Annotated in this window: 22 protein-coding genes; 6 read left to right on the top strand and 16 right to left on the bottom strand. The window is 62.4% G+C overall.

Going from position 1 to position 21,085, the window contains the following annotated elements; translation table 11 throughout:
- The first annotated feature begins 24 nt into the window (after positions 1-24).
- Positions 25-1,230 carry a winged helix-turn-helix domain-containing protein gene (locus AC1Q61_RS21925; RefSeq protein WP_161120939.1) on the top strand — a complete coding sequence of 402 codons (1,206 nt, stop codon included), beginning with the start codon at positions 25-27 and terminating at the stop codon, positions 1,228-1,230.
- A 246-nt stretch (positions 1,231-1,476) separates the two neighbouring features.
- Here AC1Q61_RS21925 and AC1Q61_RS21920 read toward each other — a convergent pair whose 3' ends face one another.
- Together AC1Q61_RS21920 and AC1Q61_RS21915 are read right to left on the bottom strand one after the other, a co-directional pair.
- The gene (locus AC1Q61_RS21920) at positions 1,477-2,631 is read right to left on the bottom strand and encodes a 3-ketosteroid-9-alpha-monooxygenase, oxygenase component (RefSeq protein WP_454836593.1); all 1,155 of its coding nucleotides are present in this window, start codon (positions 2,629-2,631) and stop codon (positions 1,477-1,479) included.
- A gap of 83 nt (positions 2,632-2,714) precedes the next feature.
- A complete protein-coding gene (locus tag AC1Q61_RS21915) occupies positions 2,715-3,479 on the bottom strand; it encodes an SDR family NAD(P)-dependent oxidoreductase (RefSeq protein ID WP_007734247.1) in 765 nt (254 codons plus the stop codon).
- A 250-nt stretch (positions 3,480-3,729) separates the two neighbouring features.
- On the opposite strand from AC1Q61_RS21915, the gene AC1Q61_RS21910 reads away from it, so the two are divergent.
- Positions 3,730-4,449: an IclR family transcriptional regulator gene (locus AC1Q61_RS21910; protein ID WP_065351946.1), complete on the top strand. Its 720-nt coding sequence runs from the start codon at positions 3,730-3,732 to the stop codon at positions 4,447-4,449.
- A 78-nt stretch (positions 4,450-4,527) separates the two neighbouring features.
- Here the strand turns inward: AC1Q61_RS21910 and AC1Q61_RS21905 are convergent, their stop codons facing one another.
- The 4 genes from AC1Q61_RS21905 to echA20 are packed head-to-tail and all read right to left on the bottom strand — an operon-like array spanning position 4,528 to position 8,030.
- Entirely contained in the window at positions 4,528-5,589 is a 1,062-nt protein-coding gene (locus AC1Q61_RS21905; RefSeq protein ID WP_019746967.1) for an NAD(P)H-dependent flavin oxidoreductase, read from the bottom strand.
- Complete coding sequence (locus AC1Q61_RS21900) at positions 5,586-6,341, bottom strand: CoA-transferase subunit beta (RefSeq protein ID WP_003945796.1); 756 nt, start codon at positions 6,339-6,341, stop codon at positions 5,586-5,588. Before AC1Q61_RS21900 ends, AC1Q61_RS21905 begins: the two co-directional genes overlap by 4 nt.
- Complete coding sequence (gene ipdA / locus AC1Q61_RS21895) at positions 6,338-7,246, bottom strand: cholesterol ring-cleaving hydrolase subunit IpdA (protein ID WP_003945662.1); 909 nt, start codon at positions 7,244-7,246, stop codon at positions 6,338-6,340. The genes AC1Q61_RS21900 and ipdA overlap by 4 nt, the downstream gene beginning before the upstream one ends.
- A 7-nt stretch (positions 7,247-7,253) precedes the next feature.
- Positions 7,254-8,030, bottom strand: a complete 777-nt coding sequence (gene echA20 / locus AC1Q61_RS21890; RefSeq protein ID WP_003945611.1) for a (7aS)-7a-methyl-1,5-dioxo-2,3,5,6,7,7a-hexahydro-1H-indene-carboxyl-CoA hydrolase — start codon at positions 8,028-8,030, stop codon at positions 7,254-7,256.
- Between the two features lie 102 nt (positions 8,031-8,132).
- Between echA20 and AC1Q61_RS21885 the strand changes: the two genes are divergently transcribed.
- Positions 8,133-9,047, top strand: coding sequence for an SDR family oxidoreductase (locus AC1Q61_RS21885; RefSeq protein WP_003945561.1), 915 nt, complete (start codon positions 8,133-8,135; stop codon positions 9,045-9,047).
- A 67-nt stretch (positions 9,048-9,114) separates the two neighbouring features.
- On the opposite strand, the gene AC1Q61_RS21880 is transcribed toward AC1Q61_RS21885, so the two are convergent.
- The 4 genes from AC1Q61_RS21880 to AC1Q61_RS21865 all read right to left on the bottom strand — a co-directional run bounded on the left by AC1Q61_RS21880 (position 9,115) and on the right by AC1Q61_RS21865 (position 12,005).
- Complete coding sequence (locus AC1Q61_RS21880) at positions 9,115-9,786, bottom strand: GNAT family N-acetyltransferase (protein ID WP_003945460.1); 672 nt, start codon at positions 9,784-9,786, stop codon at positions 9,115-9,117.
- Between the two features lie 94 nt (positions 9,787-9,880).
- The gene (locus AC1Q61_RS21875; RefSeq protein ID WP_007734258.1) at positions 9,881-10,294 is read right to left on the bottom strand and encodes a hypothetical protein; all 414 of its coding nucleotides are present in this window, start codon (positions 10,292-10,294) and stop codon (positions 9,881-9,883) included.
- Positions 10,295-10,351: 57 nt separating this feature from the next.
- On the bottom strand, positions 10,352-10,840 hold the full coding sequence (locus AC1Q61_RS21870) for a nitroreductase family deazaflavin-dependent oxidoreductase (RefSeq protein ID WP_136471320.1): 489 nt from the start codon (positions 10,838-10,840) through the stop codon (positions 10,352-10,354).
- A gap of 1 nt (position 10,841) precedes the next feature.
- Positions 10,842-12,005, bottom strand: coding sequence for a steroid 3-ketoacyl-CoA thiolase (locus tag AC1Q61_RS21865; RefSeq protein ID WP_003945509.1), 1,164 nt, complete (start codon positions 12,003-12,005; stop codon positions 10,842-10,844).
- A gap of 174 nt (positions 12,006-12,179) precedes the next feature.
- Here AC1Q61_RS21865 and AC1Q61_RS21860 point away from each other — a divergent pair, with 174 nt between their 5' ends.
- The gene (locus tag AC1Q61_RS21860) at positions 12,180-13,430 is read left to right on the top strand and encodes a cytochrome P450 (RefSeq protein WP_007734267.1); all 1,251 of its coding nucleotides are present in this window, start codon (positions 12,180-12,182) and stop codon (positions 13,428-13,430) included.
- 194 nt (positions 13,431-13,624) lie between these two features.
- On the opposite strand, the gene AC1Q61_RS21855 is transcribed toward AC1Q61_RS21860, so the two are convergent.
- The 6 genes from AC1Q61_RS21855 to AC1Q61_RS21830 form a co-directional block, all read right to left on the bottom strand.
- Complete coding sequence (locus tag AC1Q61_RS21855) at positions 13,625-14,005, bottom strand: VOC family protein (protein ID WP_020906296.1); 381 nt, start codon at positions 14,003-14,005, stop codon at positions 13,625-13,627.
- Between the two features lie 175 nt (positions 14,006-14,180).
- Positions 14,181-14,591 carry a nuclear transport factor 2 family protein gene (locus AC1Q61_RS21850; protein ID WP_007734269.1) on the bottom strand — a complete coding sequence of 137 codons (411 nt, stop codon included), beginning with the start codon at positions 14,589-14,591 and terminating at the stop codon, positions 14,181-14,183.
- A gap of 9 nt (positions 14,592-14,600) precedes the next feature.
- A complete protein-coding gene (locus AC1Q61_RS21845; protein ID WP_019746978.1) occupies positions 14,601-15,464 on the bottom strand; it encodes a TIGR03619 family F420-dependent LLM class oxidoreductase in 864 nt (287 codons plus the stop codon).
- A 36-nt stretch (positions 15,465-15,500) separates the two neighbouring features.
- On the bottom strand, positions 15,501-16,682 hold the full coding sequence (locus tag AC1Q61_RS21840) for a thiolase family protein (protein WP_492654902.1): 1,182 nt from the start codon (positions 16,680-16,682) through the stop codon (positions 15,501-15,503).
- Positions 16,682-17,752: a thiolase family protein gene (locus AC1Q61_RS21835; protein WP_007734273.1), complete on the bottom strand. Its 1,071-nt coding sequence runs from the start codon at positions 17,750-17,752 to the stop codon at positions 16,682-16,684. Before AC1Q61_RS21835 ends, AC1Q61_RS21840 begins: the two co-directional genes overlap by 1 nt.
- 10 nt (positions 17,753-17,762) lie before the next feature.
- Positions 17,763-18,740, bottom strand: coding sequence for a Zn-ribbon domain-containing OB-fold protein (locus AC1Q61_RS21830; protein WP_021342921.1), 978 nt, complete (start codon positions 18,738-18,740; stop codon positions 17,763-17,765).
- Between the two features lie 73 nt (positions 18,741-18,813).
- On the opposite strand from AC1Q61_RS21830, the gene AC1Q61_RS21825 reads away from it, so the two are divergent.
- Together AC1Q61_RS21825 and AC1Q61_RS21820 are read left to right on the top strand one after the other, a co-directional pair.
- A complete protein-coding gene (locus AC1Q61_RS21825) occupies positions 18,814-19,851 on the top strand; it encodes an LLM class F420-dependent oxidoreductase (protein WP_019746980.1) in 1,038 nt (345 codons plus the stop codon).
- Positions 19,852-20,024: 173 nt separating this feature from the next.
- Entirely contained in the window at positions 20,025-20,999 is a 975-nt protein-coding gene (locus tag AC1Q61_RS21820; RefSeq protein ID WP_042920440.1) for a hypothetical protein, read from the top strand.
- Positions 21,000-21,085: the final 86 nt, after the last annotated feature.

Below are 21,085 nucleotides of genomic sequence, written 5' to 3'. Positions count from 1 at the left end.
TGAGTGTGCGTAGTCTGGCCCACTATGAGCGAAGTCGTGTCACTGGCAGTTGCCCGTCGCATAGCGCTTGCCGCTCAGGGATTCGGCAAATCGCATCCCACGACGGTGACGCGTCGCAATCTGGTCGGCGTGATGGACCGGCTGCAGGTGCTGCAGATCGACTCGGTCAATGTCTTCGAACGCAGTCACTACCTACCCGTTTATGCGCGATTGGGCGCCTACGACAAATCCAGACTCGATCAGCTTGCCTTCGCCCCCGGTTCGGGATACCTCGAATACTGGGGCCACGAAGCAACGTTCTTGCCGGTGGACATGTGGCCGTTGTTCCGTTGGCGGATGGACCAGTTTCGCGCCAAAGCGTTGAGTGACAAGGACGGGTGGGCTTCCGATCGGAGTGTCTTCCTCGATTGGTTGCGGCAGGAGTTGCGCGACAACGGTCCGATGGCGGCGAGCGAGATCGAACACGAGGCGAACACACGGCGCGGTCCGTGGTGGGGGTGGTCCGACGTGAAGGTCGGGCTGGAGACGCTGTTCCGTTGGGGCGAGGTGGTCTCGGCGGGGCGCGCCGGTTTCGAGCGTCGTTACGGCCTGGCCGAGCAGATGCTTGCACCCGAGATACTCGACGCACACGTCGAGCGGTCGGAGGCGATACGCGAACTGGTGCTGCGGGGTGTGAAGGCACACGGTCTCGGCACCCTCGACGACATCGCCGACTACTTTCGTCTGCCCAGCGCAGAAGCACGAACGGCATTGCAGGAACTCGAAGATGCCGGCAGTGTGCGCCGGGTGTCCGTCGACGGCTGGGAGCGTCGAGGCAAGGCAAGGGAGGTGTGGATCGATCCGCGAGCGAAGCGTCCCAGGTCCATCCGTGCGGAAGCGTTGTTGTCACCCTTCGACCCGGTAGTGTGGGCACGCGATCGAGCGTTGCGGCTCTTCGACTTTCACTACCGGATCGAGATCTACACTCCGGCGCACAAGCGAGTTCACGGATACTACGTGCTTCCGGTCTTGATCGACGACAAGATCTGTGCCCGAGTCGATCTGAAGAACGACCGTCAGAACCGTCGACTGCTTGTCCGCGCGGCGTGGGCCGAACCCACCGCGGACGCCGACACTGCGCCGCGGTTGGCGGAACTCCTTCGGAGAACTGCGCATTGGCAGGGCTGCGACACCATCGAGGTGGAGAACAAAGGCACGTTGTCTCAGCAGTTGGCCGCCGCCATGAGGTGAGCCTTCAAGGCCGCGAGGGAGATTGTCATTCGGGAACGGTTATCCGCCCGTCGATTGCGGCCCTGCTGATGGAATCTCTCAATGCGGAACAACTTGCGGATCGAACTCTCGGCGTCCCAGGGTCCGCGCGGTACTCCAAACACGCGGTACGCGAATCTGATCGCCACTGGGTCGACGTGTGATGCCAGCTGTTCTTCTCCACGAGGACGTATGTTCCGCACCGCTCGCAGTCCAGCGGTTCCATGGTCATTGCCCTACTCCTGTGGCGGCCCTGCGTGCGATGTTGTCAGCGACTTCCTGCTTCCACACTTCGATGGGTTTGCTTGTGTCCATCTCGAATTCGAAACGGTCGACCATGTCCGGGGTGATGTCGGCGACGTCCACGTAGAACTGTTCGTACCAACGGCGTAGTTGGTAGACCGGGCCGTCCTCGGTGCAGAGCAGTGGATTGTCGATACGGGTCTTGTTCTTCCAGATCTCGATGTCCTGTTCGAATCCGACGCCGATGTACCCGATCATTGCGTCGACCAGTTGATCGGCGAACTCGGCGGGCATCTCTGCGGACTTCTGGACGGTAATGCCGTACATGAGTACGAATTTGTTCGGGCTCACCGGGTAGTGGCAGTTGATCAGCACCGAATCGGTCGTGAAGTTCTCGTAGACGTAGCGCAAGTCGTCGATCATGAACGACGGTCCGTGGTAGGCCGCTGTCGAAAGATTCGACACCAACTTCGGTACGTCGGGGTCGGTCCAGGTCACGATGTCGTCGCGGTTGATGCCGCTCTGCTCCTGGATGGCGACGTGTCCTTCGAAGACGTTCTTGAAATAGGTGGGGAACGAGAAGTGCACGTAGAAGAAGTGAGCCATGTCAACGACGTTGTCGACGATTTCTCGGCAGTTCGTATCGATGACTATCGACTTCCAGACCCAATCGGTCCACTCGTGCTCCGCAGACTTGATGATCGGTATAGCGACTTCGGCAAGAGGCGGATTGCCTTCGGGGTCGTGCCAGACGAAGAGCAGCCCGTCTTGTTCGAGCGCAGTCCAAGCGCGGGTCTTGGCAAGCGGGGGGACACGTCGAGCATAGGGAATCGCGGTGCACTTACCGTTGCCTCCCCACCTCCAGTCGTGGAAGGGGCACGCGATCGAATCGCCCTTGACCGTGCCCTGACTCAGGTCGCCGCCCATGTGACGGCAGTACGCGTCGAGGATCTTCAGTTCGCCATGCGAGTCGGAGAAGACGACCAGTTTGGTACCGAAAGCTTCGACGGAATGCGGGTTCCCGTCGCTGTAGTCCTTGGCGAGGCCGAGGCAGTGCCATCCGCGGGCAAATCGAGTGGGAGGTTCTCCCTGGTCGATGATGCGAACCTCTTCCGATTCATTGACATCCGCAATTGTCATGTTCTTCCTTTCGTGAGTGCACCCGGTGGGCTGGACCGAGCGACGTTGTACGACAGTCGAAGGGGTGTGAATCTCTGGGCAAGTCACATACGTTGCGACGAGATGTTGCCGCCGTCGACAACCAATTCCGTTGCGGTGATGTAACTTGCTTCGTCGGACAGCAGGAAGCGGACAGCGTGTGCGATTTCCTCCGGGCGACCGAGCCTGCCGAGGAGGATGCGTCGTTCGAATGCCCCGTCACCCAATGCGTCTACGGTCGGCTGAAGCAGAGGGGTCAGAATCTGTCCGGGAGAGACACAGTTGATCCGAATGCCGTCCGGGCCCAGTCGGTCCGCCAGCGATCGGACCATCGACAACATCCCACCCTTTGCAGCGGAGTAGACAGGGTTGATTGCATTGCCCAAAGTTGCGTTGATCGAAGCGATTCCGACTATTGCCGAACCGGGATTGGCCGTGAAATCAGGCATCAACTGTTGAACCAACAGGATGAGCGGACGTAGATGGGTGTTGATACCCGTCTCCCACACGTCGAGCGTCACTCCTTCGAGGGATCCGATATCGACGACCCCGGCGGAGTGAACAAGTCCGCCGATGGAGGGAAGTGAGGAACGGGTTGTGGCCAATGCGGCCGCGTAGTCGTCCGCTCTCGTGAGATCGATTCCCACTCCGATGGCGTCGATGCCGAATTCGGAGGAGATCACTGCTGCCTGATCGACCGCTTTTGCCTCGTCGATATCCCAGAGAGCGACTGGTCGTCGGATCGCCGCGAGCGCGCGGGCGGAGGCCAATCCGATTCCGGATGCGCCGCCGGTGATGATCACGCCTGTCGACGGGGATGAAGCATTCATGTGTCCTCCTGATTTTGAAGCGTTCTGCTCGGCGCCGCATGATCTGATGGGCTCCGGTCATCACTGTGACGAGGGATGGATTCGGGCTCAACGAACATGACCGATCATCGGTATAGGTGCTGGTGAGAGCCCATGCAGATGCATCTCCCGCTGCGTGGGAAACGTACTGGCGTCGTGTGTCCACGGAAGCTCAGATGGGCGGAACGAATGTTGGCTGCCGAAGCGGCGGGCCACCGGAACGGAGACATCGATGTTGATCGGACCGATCACCGAAGAGTCCATCCCCATGTCAACTCTCGACAGACTGTCGGTGGTGGTGGACTGCTTTCGTGACGCGCCTCGGCTGACATTGGGGGAGGTGGCGCGCCGAACCGGGATTCCGCGATCGTCCGTGCACCGGATGCTACTGAAACTCGTGAGGATGAACTGGCTACGCCGCGAAGGACTCGAGTACGAGATAGGCGACAAGCTAGGAGATCTGGGCGCGCTCTCGCTGTATCGAAACAAAGTGGATCGAGTGGTTACGCCCCTACTTCAGCAATTACATTTCGTGACTGGACACGCCGTGCACCTCGGGGTGTTGGAAGGAAACCATGTGCGCTACATCCAGAAGATCGGGAGCCTGATGGTCCCCGACCTTCAGACTCGCGTCGGCTCACGTATCCCAGCGCAAGCGTCGACCATCGGGAAGTCACTGTTGAGCGCCGGTCACAGATCGGTGGCATCGTCGCACAACGCCAATGGCGTTCGCCAACACGCAGTTGCGTTCGGAATCTGCAATTCCGGGATGGGCTGTATCGGCGCGCGAATCGGGGTGCTCGACCACATGCCAGTAGGTCTCTCGATTTGTGGGCCCTTGATTCGCGGCACGATAGACAAGAGGAACGCCGCTCCCGTACAGATGGCGGCAGCAGCGATCTCGCAGTATTTCGGAATGATCGACGGGTTCGAGCAGGAGAAGACGGGATAGTCCGACAAACGCAAAGAGCGCGCCTCCTCCGACTCCGCGTAAAGCGCAGTGGGGGAGACGCACTCGGATGAATCTGCGTCAGCGAAGAGCCGCAAGCGCGTCGATACGCTTGGCCGCGTCCTCCATGATGTTCTCGATCAGTTCCTTGCAGCTGGGCAGATCGTTGATCATTCCGACAACCTGACCCGAGGCAAGCACGCCGGCTTCCGTATTGCCCTCGACCAGTCCGGCCTTGAGCAACATCGGTGTGTTGGCTGCCATGATGATCTGCATCAGCGTGCGGTCACCCGACCGCTTCATCGCGAGACCGTCCTTGGCGAGGGTCGACCACTTCATGCCCGTCATGGCCTTGAACTTCGTGGCATTCTTGGCCGCGGCGATCAAACCGGTTGCATAGCTGGAACCTTCGAGGCTGTTGACCAGGTCGGTGTTGAGCACACGATGAGGCATGCCGTCGACCTTGCGGGAGACAGTCGTATCCGTCAGTCCGCGCTTGAGATACTCCTGTTTGACGGAATCGGGCACCGAAGAGTCGCTGGTGAGAAGGAATCGCGTTCCCATCGCGACACCGGCAGCGCCGTACGCCAGTGCGGCAGCCAGCCCGCGGCCGTCGAAGAATCCGCCACCGGCGATGACCGGAATATCGACCGCGTCGAGAACCGAGGGGAGAAGCAATGTCGTGGCCACACCGCCGGTATGGCCACCACCTTCGCCGCCTTGGACGATGACGGCGTCCGCGCCCCAGGATGCAACCTTGACCGCGTGCTTCGCGGCACCGATCGAGGGCACGACGACGATGCCGTGGTCCTTGAGCTTGGCGATCAGTTCCTTCTTGGGAGCCAACGCAAACGACGCGACCTTGACGCCTTCACGGATCAGCAGATCCGCGCGTTGCGGGGCGTCAGTGGCGTCGGCACGCATGTTGACGCCGAACGGCTTGTCCGTGAGCTGCTTCGTCTTCTTGATCGCGTGCTCGAGCTCGTCGTACGTCATCGTGGCCGAAGCCAGGATGCCGAGACCACCGGCGTTAGCCGTTGCCGACGTGAGGGCGGGACCGGAAACCCAGCCCATACCCGTCTGCACGATCGGGTACTCGACACCGACCAGTTCGGTCAGCGCGGTCTTCAGGGTGGGGGTCATGCCGAGACCTCACGGTCCCGGAGGTTGCGCGGATCGAGGGTTTCGCGGATGAGGTGAAGTTCTTCGGCGGTGGGGTCACGGGTGATACCGGCCTCGGCGAGTCCGGCAACCTCGAACGAGGTGTTCTCGGCTACCTCTTCGGCGGTGACGCCGGGGTGAAGGCTCAACGCGCGGAAGGTGTTTCCTGGTCCGCCGAAGTCGAAGACACCGAGGTTGGTGACAACGCGGGGGATGTTCAGGTACTTGTAAGCCGGGTTCTCGGGATCGATCTGGTCGTAGCCGACACCGCACACCACGTCGACCTTGTCGACGAACACTCGCTTGGAGTGCTTGGGGACGAAGTAGCTCGTCGCGTGGTTGATGGTGTTACCCGGGGCGCCGCGCACACCGAACATCTGACGCGTCGGCTGCTGAAGCGGGCCGAAGGCGGAGAGGTTCTGGTTGCCGTGGCGATCGAGCTGATTGGCGCCCATGACAACGTGGCGACGGCCGGAAGCGACGACGTCGAACACCTTGCGGAACGGCATCCATCCTTCGACGGGGCCCTTCGTTCCGACGGCCGGAGTGTCCTCGAGAATGAGGGCTTCACCATCGGTGATCAGCAGGTCGGGTTCGGTGGTGAGTCGAGCCAGGCGAGCGCCGATGGTGGACGACGTCGACATCGGGCTGGCCATGATTTCGCCTGCACCGGAGAAGATTTCAGCGCAAGCGAGAACAACGTACTCTGCGCGGGTGACGGTGGATTCGCTCATTTTGCCTGCTCCCCTGCCTTTGATGAATCGGCAAACTTCTTTACTGCGGCTTGGTAGTCCTCTTCGCTGCCGGAGAGGAAGGTGTCGACGAACGCCTGCCACGACTCGGGGGTCTTGGCGGACTCGGCGTAGTGACGCTGGAACTTCTCGTCGCGGCCGTAGCTTTCGCCGGCCAACGTGAAGTGCGCACCATTGGGTGCCTCGACGACGGCGTCAACCATCATGCGGTTGAGCAGAAGGTTCTGCAGTGGAACGGATTTGACCAGTTCCTCGGTCTCGACAATGCGTTCGACGGAGACGTAACGCTTTTCGGCGGCCATGCAGTACAGGTCGTCGAAGTACGGGTCGACACCGTTGTACGCGGCATTGCCGTGCTTGTCACCGAGATTGAGGTGAACGAAGGACGCATCGAGGTTGAGTGCAGGCATCGCGATCAAGGTCTCGGAGCGGCCGTCGGCCTCGGGGTACGGGGAGGTGACGGTCTTGAGTTCGTCGCCCCAGAAGTTGCGGACGTCCGAACCCAGGCCGGCGCGGATCGGGAGGAAGGGAAGGCGAGCGGCAGCTGCTTCGAGGCCGCACTTGACCATGCCCTCGTCCATCTCGCGGACTTCGATCTCACCGGCGGTGCGTGCCTTGGCAAACCACGGGTCGTAGAACGGCGCGGAGTCGAGGGACACGAAACCGTAGTACGCCTTCTTGACCTTGCCGGCCGAGCACAGCAGTCCGAGATCCGGTCCGCCGTAAGTGACCACGGTCAGGTCCTTGATGTCCGAACGCAGAATCGCACGAACGAAGGCCATCGGCTTGCGGCGAGATCCCCAGCCGCCCAAGCCGATAGTCATTCCGCTGCGGAGTTCGCCGACTACCTCGTCGAGCGACTTCGTCTTGTCACGCTTGCTAGCCATGTTTGTCTCAGCCTTCCTTCTGGGTTGCGTTCTCGCGCGGCTTGCCGGTGGCGACGAACTCGTCGCGGTGTTCGTCGGACACGCCGAGGAGGTTGAGTTCGAAGGTGTAGCCCTGCTCGAGGCGGTAGCTGCCCTTGACGTCCACCGGGTCGATGCCGTTGATGGCTTCCTTGGCGCACCGGATGATGCGGGTGTCCTTGGCGGCGATCTTCGCGGCGATCTCGCGAGCGCACTCGTCGAGCTTCTCGCGTGGGACCACGTCGTAGACGCTGCCGAACTGCTTGAGTGTGTGCGCGTCGACGCTCTGTGCGGTGTAGTAGAGCGTGCGCATCATGTGCTGTGGCACCAGCCTCGACAGGTGTGTGGCAGCGCCGAGTGCGCCGCGGTCGACCTCGGGGAGGGAGAAGATCGCGTCGTCGGAAGCGACGATCACGTCCGCGTTGCCGACAAGTCCGATGCCGCCGCCGACACAGAATCCGTTGACGGCCACGACGACGGGTACAGCACAGTCGTAGACGGCCGCGAAGGCCGCGGCGCAACCGCGGTTGGCGGCGACCAGCGCGTCGAATCCCTCGGTGGCCTGCATCTCCTTGATGTCGACGCCGGCGTTGAATCCGCGTCCCTCGGCTCGCAGGATCACTACGTGAGTGTTGAGATCCTTGCCCGCGTCGAGGATGGCGTCGGCAAGCTCGAACCATCCCTTGGACGGGATTGCATTGACCGGCGCGTAGTCGATGGTGACCGTGGTGATGCCGGTTCCGTCGGAGGAGGTGCTGATGCCCATATCGGGATTCCTTACGTCTGTGTACCAAACCAAGCGATTGCTTGGTAAGTTAGCACACAAGCGGAGCCGACAAGCCCGAGCAGAGTGCATTAGGAGACAAATATGAGTGGATTGGTCGACGGACGCGTAGTCATCATCACCGGGGCTGGCCGCGGTATCGGACGTGCGCATGCATTGGCATTTGCTGCCGAGGGCGCCAAGGTCGTCGTCAACGACATCGGTGCGGGTGCCGACGGTTCCGCGACCGGTGAGAGTCCGGCCGAGCAGGTTGTCGCGGAGATCATCGCCGCCGGTGGCCAAGCAGTGGTCAACGGAGACGACGTCGCCGACTGGGCGGGCGCCGAGAATCTGATCAAGACCGCGATCGACACCTTCGGTGGCCTGGACGTACTCGTGAACAACGCAGGCTTCCTGCGGGACCGCATGCTGGTCGGCATGAGCGAAGGCGAGTGGGACGCGGTGATTCGCGTGCACCTCAAGGGGCACTTCGCGCCGCTCCGTCACGCTGCTGCCTACTGGCGCGCCGAGGCCAAGGCAGGCAAGACCGTCGACGCACGCATCATCAACACCAGTTCGGGTGCAGGACTGCAGGGTTCGATCGGCCAGGGCAACTACGCCGCGGCCAAGGCCGGCATCGCCGAGATGACCATCCAGGCCGCCGCCGAGCTCAAGAATTACGGAGTCAGTGTCAACGCGATCGCGCCTGCTGCGCGCACACGCATGACTGTCGGCGCGGGCGGGGCGATGGCAGAAGCGATGGCAGCTCCGGAAGAGGGCTTCGACGCCATGGCTCCCGAGAACATCTCGCCGCTGGTCGTCTGGCTCGGTAGCGCCGAGTCCAAGGACGTCACGGGCCGGGTGTTCGAGGTAGAGGGCGGAAAGATCACCGTCGCGGAGGGCTGGCGTCACGGCCCGAGCGAGGACAAGGGAGATCGCTGGGACCCGAAGGAGATCGGGCCCGTCGTGGCAACGCTGTTGGAGAAGGCGGAGATTCCGACGCCGGTGTACGGGGCGTAGGGCCTCCGGCCCTGTGAGTGGTTAAGGAGTGCAGGAACTCCTCAACCACTCACAGGCGGCGTGCCGCCTACGCGGGCGCCCGAACCACCAACACGGTGCCGGGGAACTCAGCTGCGAGTTCGCGCCGCGAATGCTTCACGCAGGCGGTGCCGTAGCCCTTCTTGCGAGATTCCGGCGCGATCCAGATCGCCACGTTCACCTCTTGGCCGTCGAGTTCGCCGAATACCAGGCCGACGCTCTTCGGGCCGTCACCGGAGACGTCCTCGGCGACGAACCAGGCAGCGCTCTCGTCGTCGATCCGACCGAGACCGCCGACGCGCTCGGCTTCGATCCGATCCTCGCTCCACGGCTTGCCGTCTTCGCCGAGCTGCTCGGCCGAGCGAATCGTGAACAGTGCCTTGTCTTCTGCGCTGTCGCTGAACGGACGTAGGGTGAAGTTCTGCCCGCTGCTCGCGGGACGATCGAGCGTCGTCCATTCGAGAGTGGCGTCGAGATTCTCCAGCTCGCCCTGGATGCGATCGCGCGCTGCCTTGGTCAGTGCGCTGAACTTGAGGCTCAGAACTGCTTCGGCATTTGCTTCCGACGTGCCGAGGAGTTCCGCGACGGTGGTCAGTGCCTCCTGGTGGTCCTTGCTGTCGACCACTGCGTCCAGCACCTCGTGGCGACGCTCCAGCGCACGCACGAGGGCTGAGGTGATCTCGCGTCGGTCCAGGATTTGATCTTGAATATGCGTCGTCATATATGCGACTCCTTGCTGTGTTCGAGGCTCTGTCGAAACGCCGTGCGGACCGTACGAGTCAATAGTGCTCCAACTCGCCGGTTATGGCACGCGTTCAGCCTCCGGTGCGGCGAACGAGCCGTTCGTAGCGCTGGCGGGCGGCTTGAGTGCTTCCGAGTCCCAGCCCGAAAGCGATGTCCTGCCAGGTCATGCCCCGTTCGCGGGCAATCCCGAGGAACAGTGCTTCCAGCTGTTCCATTTCGGCTCGGGCCTTGGGGATCAGAGTCAACGCGGCCATGACGTCGGCATCGTCGACCTCGGGTTCGTTCGGCTGCGGTGTGTCGGTGCCACCCGCAAGACGAGCCACGACGCGCACCGCGCCGTAGGGCTCGAGCATCTCCGGATGAGATTGCCGCGCGCGCTGGCTTGGGGTCGCGCCGTGGCGCTCGCTGATTCGAAAGAGTCCGGCGTATTCGCGATGTGCGCGTTCGCGGCCGGAATCGATCGGTCTGAACTGGTCATCGGTCATGAACCCAGGGTGGCACGAACCCGGGTCAATGTAAACATTTTGTTGTAAACAGTTCGTTTAACTCTTCAGTGGCTCGCACACGATGACGGGAATGACCCGGTCGGTCCAGGCCTGATAGTTGTCGAAATCCGGATACATCGCCCTCAACATCGGCCACAGCCGAGCGCGCTCGTCCTCGGCCGCGACGCGGGCTTTCATCGAGCGGATCCGACACTTGATCTGCACCGTCACCACCGGGTCTGCCTTGATGTTGAGGTACCACATCGGGTTCTTCGGAAGACCGCCTTGCGACGCCACCAGAATCACGTTCTCGCCGTCCTCGAGGAACAGCAACGGACTGATCCGCTCCTCGCCGGATTTGCGACCGGTGGTGGTCAGCAGGCAGATCGGCAGCCCGCGAGGGAACGCGCTGCCGACCCGCCACTTGCTACCCAGCCGCCCGTCGGTGGCGCGATACATGGCGACGTTTGCCTTCGACATCCACTTGATGATCTTGACCGTCGCCGGAGCGTCGAGTCCCTTGGGTTTAGCTGGGGGAGTAGTCATCTCAGATACGCTCGATGATGGTTCCGGTGGCCAGTGCGCCGCCGGCGCACATCGTGATCAGAGCAGTCGAGCCGTTGCGACGCTCGAGTTCGTGCAGTGCGGTGGTGATCAGGCGAGATCCCGTGCTGCCGACCGGATGGCCCAGAGCGAGCGCGCCGCCGTTGACATTGACGTTGTCGAAGTCAGGTTCGTGAACCTGAGCCCAGGACAGTGCGACGGATGCGAATGCTTCGTTGATCTCGAACAGATCGAGGTCGCCGATCTTCATTCCGCTCTTCTCCAGGACACGGCTGGTTGCCTGCACCGGTCCGTCGAGGTGGAATTCCGGTTCCGAGCCGACCAGCGCCTGGGCGATGATGCGGGCGCGCGGCTTCAATCCGAGCGCGCGAGCCTTGTCCTCGTCCATGAGCAGGACTGCGGCCGCGCCGTCGGAGATCTGGGAAGACGTTCCGGCCGTGTGAATCCCGCCTTCGAGGACGGGCTTCAGTCGGGCAAGGGACTCCGCCGTCGTATCGCGCAGGCCCTGATCGCGATTGACGACCTTGGTCTCGCCCGTGAGGTTTCCTTCCTTGTCGACCTGGGGTGCCGAGAGTTCGAGAACCTCGCGGTCGAAACGTCCTTCCTCCCAAGCCTGCTTGGCCAGCGCCTGCGAGCGGACGCCGAGGGCTTCGACGTCGTCGCGGGTCAGTCCGCGTCGACGCGCGATGCGTTCTGCAGCTTCGAACTGGTTGGGCATGTCGATGTCCCACGTCGCGGGTCGGCGCGGTCCGGCCTGATCGCCGACGTTGGCGCCGAGGGGAACCTGGCTCATGGCTTCGATGCCGCAGGCGATACCGGCGTCGATGGCGCCGGTGGCGATCAGACCGGCGATCAGATGGTTCGCCTGCTGGGCCGAACCGCACTGGCAGTCCACGGTGGTTGCGCCGGTCTGCCACGGAAGTCCGGCGTGCAGCCAGGCCGTGCGCGTGATGTTGTTGGACTGAGCGCCGGCCTGGGTGACGCAGCCGCCGATCACCTGCTCGATCAGCAACGGGTCGATTCCCGACCGGTCGAGAACTCCCTTTTGTGCAGCTCCGAGGATCTCGGCGGCGTGCAGACCGGCGAGCCAACCTCCGCGCTTGCCGATCGGTGTACGGACAGCCTCGACGATTACTGGTGTGCCCACAGCGGGCTCCTTTCCTTGTAATGAAAAAGTAGAACAGGTTCTCTGCGGGAAGCAAGACCTGCCGACGTTTCCTTTCCTAGTAAGCAGGCTTGTGTTTCAATGAGAGTAGAACGTGTTACACATCACGGATCCCCATCACCCCTGTGATGAAAAGGCTTAGGGCAGGAGACATCAGTGGCACAGCCCGCATTCCCCGAGGGAATCGACTTCACGGACCCCGACATCTACGCGGAACGCATGCCGTTCGAGGAGTTCGCCGAACTCCGGAAGACGGCCCCCGTGTGGTGGAATCCGCAGCCTCCGGAAATCGGTGGATTCCAGGACGAGGGCTTCTGGGTGGTCACCCGTCATGAAGAGGTCAAGGAGGTCTCGCAGCGAAGCGACATCTTCTCGACCCACGAGAACACTGCGATTCCTCGCTTCGCCGACGACATCCCGCGCGAGAACGTCGAGATGCAGCGATTCATTCTCATCAACAAGGACGCTCCGGAGCACACCAAGCTGCGCAAGCTGGTATCTCGTGGATTCACCCCGCGCGCCATCAACAGCCTGCGCGAGGAACTGACCGAGCGTGCCGAAAAGATCGTCACGACCGCGGCTGCCGGCGGTGCCGGTGACTTCGTGGTTCAGGTCGCGTCCGAACTTCCGCTGCAGGCAATCGCCGAGCTTCTCGGTGTGCCGCAGGAAGATCGAATGAAGCTCTTCGACTGGTCCAACCAGATGACGTCGTACGACGATCCCGAGTTCGACATCGACCCGCAGGCAGCGTCGATGGAGATTCTGGGATACGCGTACCAGATGGCGGATCAGCGCAAGAAGTGTCCCGCCGATGACATCGTCACCAAGCTCATCGAAGCTGACATCGACGGAAATGAGCTCTCCCCAGAGGAATTCGGCTTCTTCGTGATCCTGCTTGCGGTCGCGGGTAACGAGACCACTCGCAATGCCATCACACACGGCATGGTTGCCTTCCTCGACAATCCCGACCAGTGGGAGCTGTACAAGAAGGAACGCCCCAAGACGGCGGCCGACGAGATCGTTCGTTGGGCGACCCCGGTGACTTCCTTCCAGCGCACCGCGCTCGAAGACACCGAACTCGGCGGACAGAAGATCAAGAAGGGCGATCGCGTCGTGATGATGTACGCGTCGGCCAACTTCGACGAGGACGTCTTCGAGAACCCGACGAAGTTCGACATCATGCGTGACCCCAATCCGCACCTCGGATTCGGCGGCACCGGTGCGCACTACTGCATCGGCGCCAACTTGGCCCGTCTGGAAATCGATCTGATCTTCAATGCGATCGCCGATCACCTACCCGACATCACCAGGCTCGGGGATCCCCGACGCCTTCGCTCGGGCTGGCTCAACGGCATCAAAGAGTTTCAGGTTGATTACAAGACATCGGGCTGCCCGGTCAAACACTGATCCGGACATATACTGACCTGGTAACCGGCGAGTAGGTTCTGTGTAGGTTTTCGGGAGTTGCCTCTGCACTCTCGAACACGCAGAACTACAGTAGACGTTCCGGGAAGCCACTTGTTGGCAACCTGGAACTGCGGCGGCGTCTGCGGGATCCCTCATCTCCCGTAGGCGCCGCCGTTTGTAGTTCAATCTCCAATTCAGCCGCCGTACGGTTTGGTGATGGCTTCCAGGAAATGTCCCGACGGGTCGAGGAAGTAGACCCCACGCCCACCGTCGTTGGTGTTGAAGCCGGTACTCGACTGGCGCGGATCGGCCCAGTGATCCAGTTTCAACGCCTGTATCCGCTGGTAGATGCCGTCGAAGTCATCCTCGGAGACGAGGAAGGCATAGTGCTGAGACGCAACCTCGGCGCCTTCTTCCACCTGTGCGAAGTCCAACGTCACGCCGTGCTCGAGTTCAACGCCGAGAAAGTAGCCGGCTTCGACTGGGCCTGGAAGACCGAACATGTGAGTGAAGAACCACGCAGACTCTTGTCGGTCTTTTGCGGCGATGATGGTGTGATTGAACGAAATGGTCATGAGTGACCCCTTGCGGTACGACGCCTCCATGCCTGACGCAGTCCGTCATCGACACGCGACGTTGGGAACCAGGAAACCATTTCGAGGTTCTCGGTGCAAGTACGACAGGCTGATTCGAATACGACGAGCGCGGCCCCGGTCGATGACCGGGGCCCCGCGCTCGTACTGTGGGTTCTCAGGCTTTGCGTGCCGTCTTCATCGCACGGTCCACTTCCCAGAATGCTCGAAGCGACGCGATCTTGCCGTCGTCGTTCACGCGATAGACGAACACGCCCTCGGCGTCGATGATCGAGCCGCCGATGGTGGTCCGGATCTTGCCGATGTTGACGTTCTCGTTGCCGCACACCAGTGAATCGTCGATCAGAAATTCGAGCTTGTCCGCGTTCGCGATCGTCATGTCGTAGAACTTGGAGATCGCTTCGCGCCCGTGATGGCCTTTGCCTTCGGGATCGAAGCCCGAAGGCCCGACCGGATCCTCCACCCAACCGTCCTCGGCGAAGAGGTCCAGCCAGGCTTCCTTGTTCTTGCCACTCGCTGCGGCGCGCGAAGCGTTACCCGCGACGCGGGCGGGGTGTTCGTCAGTCATCGCGACTCCTCAGTTGATGTACTGCTCGGCGAATTTGCGCATCGAATCCTGCTTTGCCTCCAGCGGGGCATCGAATCCGATTCCGTCGAAAACCCAAGGCACGGTGATGATGTCCGTGACGCCGGCATCTTCGAGCTCTGCGTAACCGTCCTTGCCGAAACGGTCGATGCACACCGTCTGGATTTCGAATGGCTCGTTCTCGCGGCCGTACTCGGCGCGCAGTTCGCGTAGTCGTGCGATCACACCCACCAGGTCGTCGAACTTGATCATCGCCGAGGTCCAACCGTCGCCGACTCGCGCAGCACGCTTGAGTGCGACCTCGGTGTGGCCGCCGACGTAGAACGGAACCGGCTTGGTGGGGGCCGGGCTCATCTGCAGGCGATCGAAATCGAAGAACTCACCGTGATACTCGACCATGCCGCCGCCGAGGATCAGTTTGAGGACGTCGATCATCTCGTCCACACGTGCGCCCCGACGCTTGTACGGAGCGCCGCACCACTCGAACTCTTCCGGAGCCCAGCCGATTCCGACGCCGAAGCCGAAACGGTTGTTCGTCAATGCCGCCACGGAACCGACCTGCCGCGCGAGCAGGACGGGATTGCGGCTACCCAGCTTGAGCACCTGGGTGTAGAACTCGATCTTCTCGGTCACCGCGCCCATTGCAGCCGCGGCGATGAGCGGATCGACCCAGGGGGTCTCGGCATTCCACATCCGAGACCCGTCCGGGGTGTACGGGTAATCCGCCGCCTGCGTTTCCATGAAGAACAGTGAATCGGGGAGAGCGATCGACGAAAAGCCGCATTCCTCGGCAGTTTTGGCGATACCGGCTAACTGGTCCAAGGGGTTCATGGCAACCCCGACGGTGTACTTCATCTTCGGCCTCTTCCTGATCGGCGTGTGTGCTGCTGCTTACGTGGTGGGACGTTCGGAGCCGACGACCCACATCGAGAAGTACTGCGAGCCACCGCCGTAGGCATGGCCGAGCGCCTTGCGAGCATCGGCCACCTGGTGATCGCCGGCGCGGTGCATGACCTGCATCGCCGACTCGGCAAAACGGATCATGCCCGAGGCGCCGATCGGGTTGGAGGAGAGAACACCGCCCGAGGCATTGACCGGGAGCTTGCCGCCGATCGCGGTTTCACCCGCCTCGGTGAGCTTCCAGCCCTGGCCTTCCTCCGCGAAGCCGAGGTTCTCGAGCCACATCGGCTCGAACCACGAGAACGGGACATAGATTTCGGCGCAGTCGATCTCGTTGAGCGGATCGGTGATTCCCGCTGACTTCCACAGTGCTGCTGCAGCGTCGCGGCCGGCCTGCGGATTGACCTGATCGCGTCCGGCATAGAAGGTCGGCTCGGTGCGCATCGCCGTCGCGTGGATCCCCGCGACCGAACGACCCTCGGCCTCGACCTGTGCGGCCGCTTCCTCGTTGCCGATCACCAGAGCGCACGCGCCGTCCGAGGACGGGCAGGTCTCGTCGTAGCGGATCGGATCCCAGAGCATCTGAGATGCCTGTACCGATTCGAGAGTGATATCCGGCTGCCGCAAGTGCGCATACGGATTGAGGCTGCCGTTGAGCCGATCCTTCACCGCGACGAGGTAGCCGATGTGCTCCGGTGCGCCCGATCGACGAATGTACGAACGGACGTGCGGGGCGAAGTATCCACCGGCACCGGCGCCGACGGGCATGTTGAACGGAACCGGTACGGACAGCGCCCACATGGCGTTCGACTCGGACTGCTTCTCCCAGGAAACCGTCAGAACCCGCTTGTGGACACCGGATTTGACCAGGCTGGAGGCGACGATAGCCGTCGAACCGCCCACCGATCCGGCAGTGTGAACACGCAGCAACGGCTTTCCGTTTGCGCCCAGAGCATCCGACATGGCGAGTTCGGGCATCATCGAACCCTCGAACAGGTCGGGGGCCTTTCCGATGACGACGGCGTCGATGTCGTCCCAGCCGACGTTGGCGTCGAGCATCGCGGCGTCGATGGCTTCACGAACCAAGCCCGCCATCGAGACATCGTGACGCTTTGCGACGTAGTGAGTTTGGCCGGTGCCGAGCACGGCCGCGAGTTGAGGCGTTCCGGCCATCAGTTCCGTCCCTCCAAGACTGCTACCAGGTTCTGCTGCAGCACAGGGCCGCTTGTTGCATGGGCCAGAGCGCGATTCGCCTGGCCGTCGAAGATTGCCTTGGCGGCGTGGCCGATTCGTTCCAGACCACCGGCGAACAGTGGGTTGCCGCTGAGCGGACCGCCGGACGGATTGATCGTGGTGGCGTCGGTCAGGCCGATCGCTTCCTTCAAGATCAATTCCTGGTGAGTGAACGGTGCGTGCAGTTCGGCGACGTCGATGTTGCCGACCTCGCCGCCCGTTGCCGCCTTGGCTGCCGACGTAGTGGACGGTGAGGTGGTCAGGTCACGTGCACCCAGGTTGGGGGAGTCGATGCGATGCTCGAGTCCGGTGATCCACGCCGGCCGCTCGCAGAGATCGCGGGCGCGGTTACCCGAGGCCAGGACGATTGCTGCCGCGCCGTCGGTGATGGGCGCACAATCGTGTGCGCGCAACGGATCTGCGAGGAAGGGGCTGGCGAGAAGGGCCTCGATGTCGACCTCGCCTGCGAGCTGAGCCTTCGGATTGCTCAGCGCGTGACGACGGCTACGAGCGGCAACCTCCGCCATGTCCTCGTGCGTCCACTTACCCGCGTCGAGTCCGAGTCGGGCTTGAAGTCCGGCGATCGAGACGGAGTCCGGCCACAGCGGAGTGACGAGGTACGGATCGAGCTGCATGGACAGGATCTTGCGCAGGTGCCCGGCGGAGGACTTGCCGAATCCGTACACCAGCGCGGTCTCGACCTCACCGGTCAAGATCTTGATCCACGCTTCGTAGAAGGCCCACGCAGCGTCCATCTCGACGTGAGATTCGTTGATCGGCGGGACCGCTCCGATGGAGTCGATGGCCGAGATGAAGGAGAACGCTCGTCCGGCCAGGTAGTCGGAAGATCCGGAGCACCAGAAGCCGATGTCTGACTTGGTGATTCCCAGATCGCTGTAGAGCTGCTGGAAGCACGGGACGAGCATCTCGACGCCGTTGGTGGTGCCGTTGGTTTCGCGGACGTGGGGTGCCTGAGCAAAGCCCACGACTGCTATGTCTGCAGAAGTCATTTCAGGAGCCTCACAGGTGGTGTTGGAAGGTGGAGTACTCGGCGTCGGGTTCACCTGTCGGCCGGAAGTATTCGATGTTCTCGAGGGTGTAACCCCACTCTTCGCGAGGCTTCCACTTGGCTTCGACGCGCATGCCCATCCGTACGTCCGCGGCATCACATTCGAGAATCAAGTGCAGGAACGGAATGTCAGCCCCGTCGAGAAGCACGTAGGCGGCCACGTAGGGCGGTTTGATTCGCTGCCCGAGGAACGGGACGTTGACGATGCAGAAGGTGGTGACAATTCCCTTGTCCGGCAGTTCGATCTGCTCGCTCGTCGGCTTCCCGTTGGTGGGATTCGCGCCGCGCGGTGGGATGTAGATCTTGTCTTCGGGTCCGCTGCGACCACCGATGAGCTTGCCTTCTGCGAGACCGCGGAGGTAGAAACTCTCCTCGGCCGAAGCGGAATGCATGAAGTGCAGGTCGACAGGCGTCGTGATCATGGTGACAGGATCGGCGGTGGAATCGACTGTCGCGATTCCATTTTCGCTCTCACCTGGTTCGAAGCACTCGATGTCCTTGATCTGCCCGATCCGCTCCGACGCCCAGCGAGCACGGACCCGCAGGCCGGTGCTGATGTCGTCGGGGGAGTCGACGTCGACTGCGTGGAGCATGGACGTGTCCGCGCCGTCGAGCTTGATCAGGGCCCACGCGAAAGGCTTCGTCAGTGGTTGACCCTCGATGGGTTCGGGCATCCACGTCCAACTCACGACCGTTCCGCCGTCGGAGACTCCGACGAAGTCGGTCAGTGGTTCGGCCGTGTCCGGATCGAATTCCGGTGGCGGCACGAAGACACGACCGTTCGACCCGCGTGCGCCGATCACCTTGCGATCACGCAGGGCAGTCACGAACGCGCCGATGGTCGGTCCCGTCGATCTGGTGTAGTCGAAATGGAGATTCAATGGTGCGCTCAGGGGCTTGTCGGCCACCCCGCTCTTTCCGATGGTCACAAGATCGAGTAGAACAGGTTCTAGAGATTGTGGCAAGAGTCACTTCTGATCACCGGCAATGTGGAGGCCTGCGATGAAGCTTGGGTTGCAACTCGGATACTGGGGCGCACAGCCGCCGGCAAACGCCCCGGAACTGATCGAGGCCGCGGAAGGCGCGGGATTCGACGCGGTCTTCGCAGCGGAGTCGTGGGGCTCGGACGCTTTCACCCCGCTCGCCTGGTGGGGATCGCGCACCGAGAACGTCCGTCTCGGCACCTCCGTCGTACAGATTTCGGCGCGAACACCGACCAGCTGTGCCATGCACGCGCTCACTCTCGATCACCTCAACGGTGGGCGAACGATCCTCGGGCTCGGCGTATCCGGACCGCAGGTCGTCGAAGGTTGGTACGGCCAGCCGTTCGAGAAGCCGCTCGCGCGCACCCGCGAATACGTCTCGATCGTGCGCCAGGTCCTCGCCCGTGAAGCGCCCGTCACCAGTCCCGGTCCCCACTACCCTCTGCCGTATGCGGGACCGGGTAGTTCGGGACTTGGCAAGCCGCTCAAGCCCATTACGCACCCGCTGCGTGCGGACATCCCGATCTGGCTCGGCGCCGAAGGGCCGAAGAACGTCGCGCTCGCCGGTGAAATCGCCGACGGCTGGCTGGCGATCTACTACACCCCGCGCCTGGCCCCGATGTACAACAAGTGGCTCGACGAAGGGTTCGCGCGCGCCGGGGCCCGTCGCAGTCGCGAAGACTTCGAGGTGGCCGCCACGTGCCAGGTCATCGTGACTGACGATCGCGCCGCTGCCATCGCCGCTCTCAAGCCGATGACCGCCCTCTACGTGGGCGGAATGGGCGCCCCGGAGTTGAACTTTCACGCGCAGGTCTACAAGCGGATGGGCTACGAGAAGGAGGTCGACGAGATCGGTCGCCTCTTCATGTCGGGCCGCAAGGACGAAGCTGCTGCCGTCGTCCCCGACGAGATGGTCACCGAGACCATGATCATCGGCAACGTCGACGAGGTGCGCGCAGACGTGAAGCGTTGGGAGGAAGCCGGAGTCACGATGCTGCTGGTGACCTGCCGCGACGCCGACCATGTGCGAGAGCTCGCGGCCGCGGTGGGTGGTTGAGCGGGGCACCCCCTTTTTTTTCGAGCGGTACCCCCCTTTTTTCGAGCGAACGGCACGTTCAGCGCATCTGAGGCGCTGAACGTACCTTTCGCTCGCCCAAAGTTATCCACAGGCGCACCGAAACCCCAGTTCGCCGCCGGGGCCCGCGCTGATGCTCGAGTCATGCTGCAACCATGCGGCGAGGAACGTGGGGCGATGATCTGGACGCGATTTACCGCGTCAGTCGAAGCGGAGTGATCCGAACGGCGGAGTTGGCGCGATTGGGCGTGTCCAACTCCGCAGTGCACACCCGGTGTCGGGTAGGTGGACCGTGGCAGCGCATATTGCCGGGGGTCATTCTGCTCAGAAACGGTCAACCGACGCCACGTCAACGCTCGATCGCTGCGCTCATGTTGAGCGGTGACGATTCCCTGCTGACCGGGCGATCAGCCATGTCGGAGTACGGATATCGAACGCACTCGGGGGATGTGCAGGTGCTCATCCCCATCGACCGTCGAGTTCAATCGGTTGGGTTCGTCACGGTGGAGCGCACTGTTCGACTGCCCGAGCCGGAGATTCGGAACGGTCTGCGCTGTGCTCCGCTGCCGCGAGCGTTACTCGACGCTGCGAGGCGGTACAAGGCGCTCGATCCCACACGGGCGCTCATCGCTGAGGCTGTTCAGCGCGGCGATGTCTCGGTGCGCGAACTTGCGAAGGAACTCGAAGCGGGTAGCAGTCGGGGTTCCGCGCTACCTCGGGTCGTGTTGCGCGAAGTGAACGCGAACGTCCACTCGGTTCCGGAGGTTCACGCGCGAAAATTGTGGCAGCGGAGCGGGCTGCCGGAAATGTTGTTCAACCATGAGATCCGGGATGCCAACGGGGACTTCATCGCAGTTCCGGACGGATGGATCGATTCGGTTGCCTTCGCGTGGGACATCGACTCCTTGGAATGGCATGCCGCGCCGACGGACTACAAGCGCACGGTGGAGCGTCGGACGCGTATGCAGAATGCGGGAATCATCGTGTTGCCGACGGTGCCCAGTGCACTGCGAACGGACCCTGATCGCGTGATCGAGGACCTGCGTGCGCACTACAGATTGGCGCAGTCACGTCCCCGGCCGCAGGTGTTCGCGAGGTCGAGATGGGTGAAATTGGACGAAACCGGCTGAGCGAAAGTGCCTTTCGGCGCACTGAAGGCGCCGAAAGGTACGTTCGCTCGAAAAGGGGGTGGGTGGGACCGAGAGCGGACAGGAAA

The organism is Rhodococcus sp. MPR-R1B (assembly GCF_058793255.1).
Note: the sequence above shows the minus strand (reverse complement) of the source record. Positions and strands in the feature narration are given on the sequence as shown.

Excerpts from the sequence above, each read along its gene's own strand:
- AC1Q61_RS21845 (WP_019746978.1), bottom strand. The coding sequence starts at position 15,464 with ATGAAGTACACCGTCGGGGTTGCCATGAACCCCTTGGACCAGTTAGCC.
- AC1Q61_RS21855 (WP_020906296.1), bottom strand. The coding sequence starts at position 14,005 with ATGACCATTTCGTTCAATCACACCATCATCGCCGCAAAAGACCGACAA.
- AC1Q61_RS21900 (WP_003945796.1), bottom strand. The coding sequence starts at position 6,341 with ATGAGCGAATCCACCGTCACCCGCGCAGAGTACGTTGTTCTCGCTTGC.
- echA20 (WP_003945611.1), bottom strand. The coding sequence starts at position 8,030 with ATGGGCATCAGCACCTCCTCCGACGGAACCGGCATCACCACGGTCACC.
- AC1Q61_RS21820 (WP_042920440.1), top strand. The coding sequence starts at position 20,025 with ATGCGGCGAGGAACGTGGGGCGATGATCTGGACGCGATTTACCGCGTC.
- AC1Q61_RS21885 (WP_003945561.1), top strand. The coding sequence starts at position 8,133 with ATGAGTGGATTGGTCGACGGACGCGTAGTCATCATCACCGGGGCTGGC.
- AC1Q61_RS21915 (WP_007734247.1), bottom strand. The coding sequence starts at position 3,479 with ATGAATGCTTCATCCCCGTCGACAGGCGTGATCATCACCGGCGGCGCA.
- AC1Q61_RS21850 (WP_007734269.1), bottom strand. The coding sequence starts at position 14,591 with ATGACTGACGAACACCCCGCCCGCGTCGCGGGTAACGCTTCGCGCGCC.
- AC1Q61_RS21825 (WP_019746980.1), top strand. The coding sequence starts at position 18,814 with ATGAAGCTTGGGTTGCAACTCGGATACTGGGGCGCACAGCCGCCGGCA.
- AC1Q61_RS21870 (WP_136471320.1), bottom strand. The coding sequence starts at position 10,840 with ATGACTACTCCCCCAGCTAAACCCAAGGGACTCGACGCTCCGGCGACG.
- AC1Q61_RS21875 (WP_007734258.1), bottom strand. The coding sequence starts at position 10,294 with ATGACCGATGACCAGTTCAGACCGATCGATTCCGGCCGCGAACGCGCA.
- ipdA (WP_003945662.1), bottom strand. The coding sequence starts at position 7,246 with ATGGCTAGCAAGCGTGACAAGACGAAGTCGCTCGACGAGGTAGTCGGC.
- AC1Q61_RS21880 (WP_003945460.1), bottom strand. The coding sequence starts at position 9,786 with ATGACGACGCATATTCAAGATCAAATCCTGGACCGACGCGAGATCACC.
- AC1Q61_RS21840 (WP_492654902.1), bottom strand. The coding sequence starts at position 16,682 with ATGGCCGGAACGCCTCAACTCGCGGCCGTGCTCGGCACCGGCCAAACT.
- AC1Q61_RS21920 (WP_454836593.1), bottom strand. The coding sequence starts at position 2,631 with ATGACAATTGCGGATGTCAATGAATCGGAAGAGGTTCGCATCATCGAC.
- AC1Q61_RS21905 (WP_019746967.1), bottom strand. The coding sequence starts at position 5,589 with ATGACCCCCACCCTGAAGACCGCGCTGACCGAACTGGTCGGTGTCGAG.
- AC1Q61_RS21925 (WP_161120939.1), top strand. The coding sequence starts at position 25 with ATGAGCGAAGTCGTGTCACTGGCAGTTGCCCGTCGCATAGCGCTTGCC.
- AC1Q61_RS21835 (WP_007734273.1), bottom strand. The coding sequence starts at position 17,752 with ATGACTTCTGCAGACATAGCAGTCGTGGGCTTTGCTCAGGCACCCCAC.
- AC1Q61_RS21910 (WP_065351946.1), top strand. The coding sequence starts at position 3,730 with ATGTTGATCGGACCGATCACCGAAGAGTCCATCCCCATGTCAACTCTC.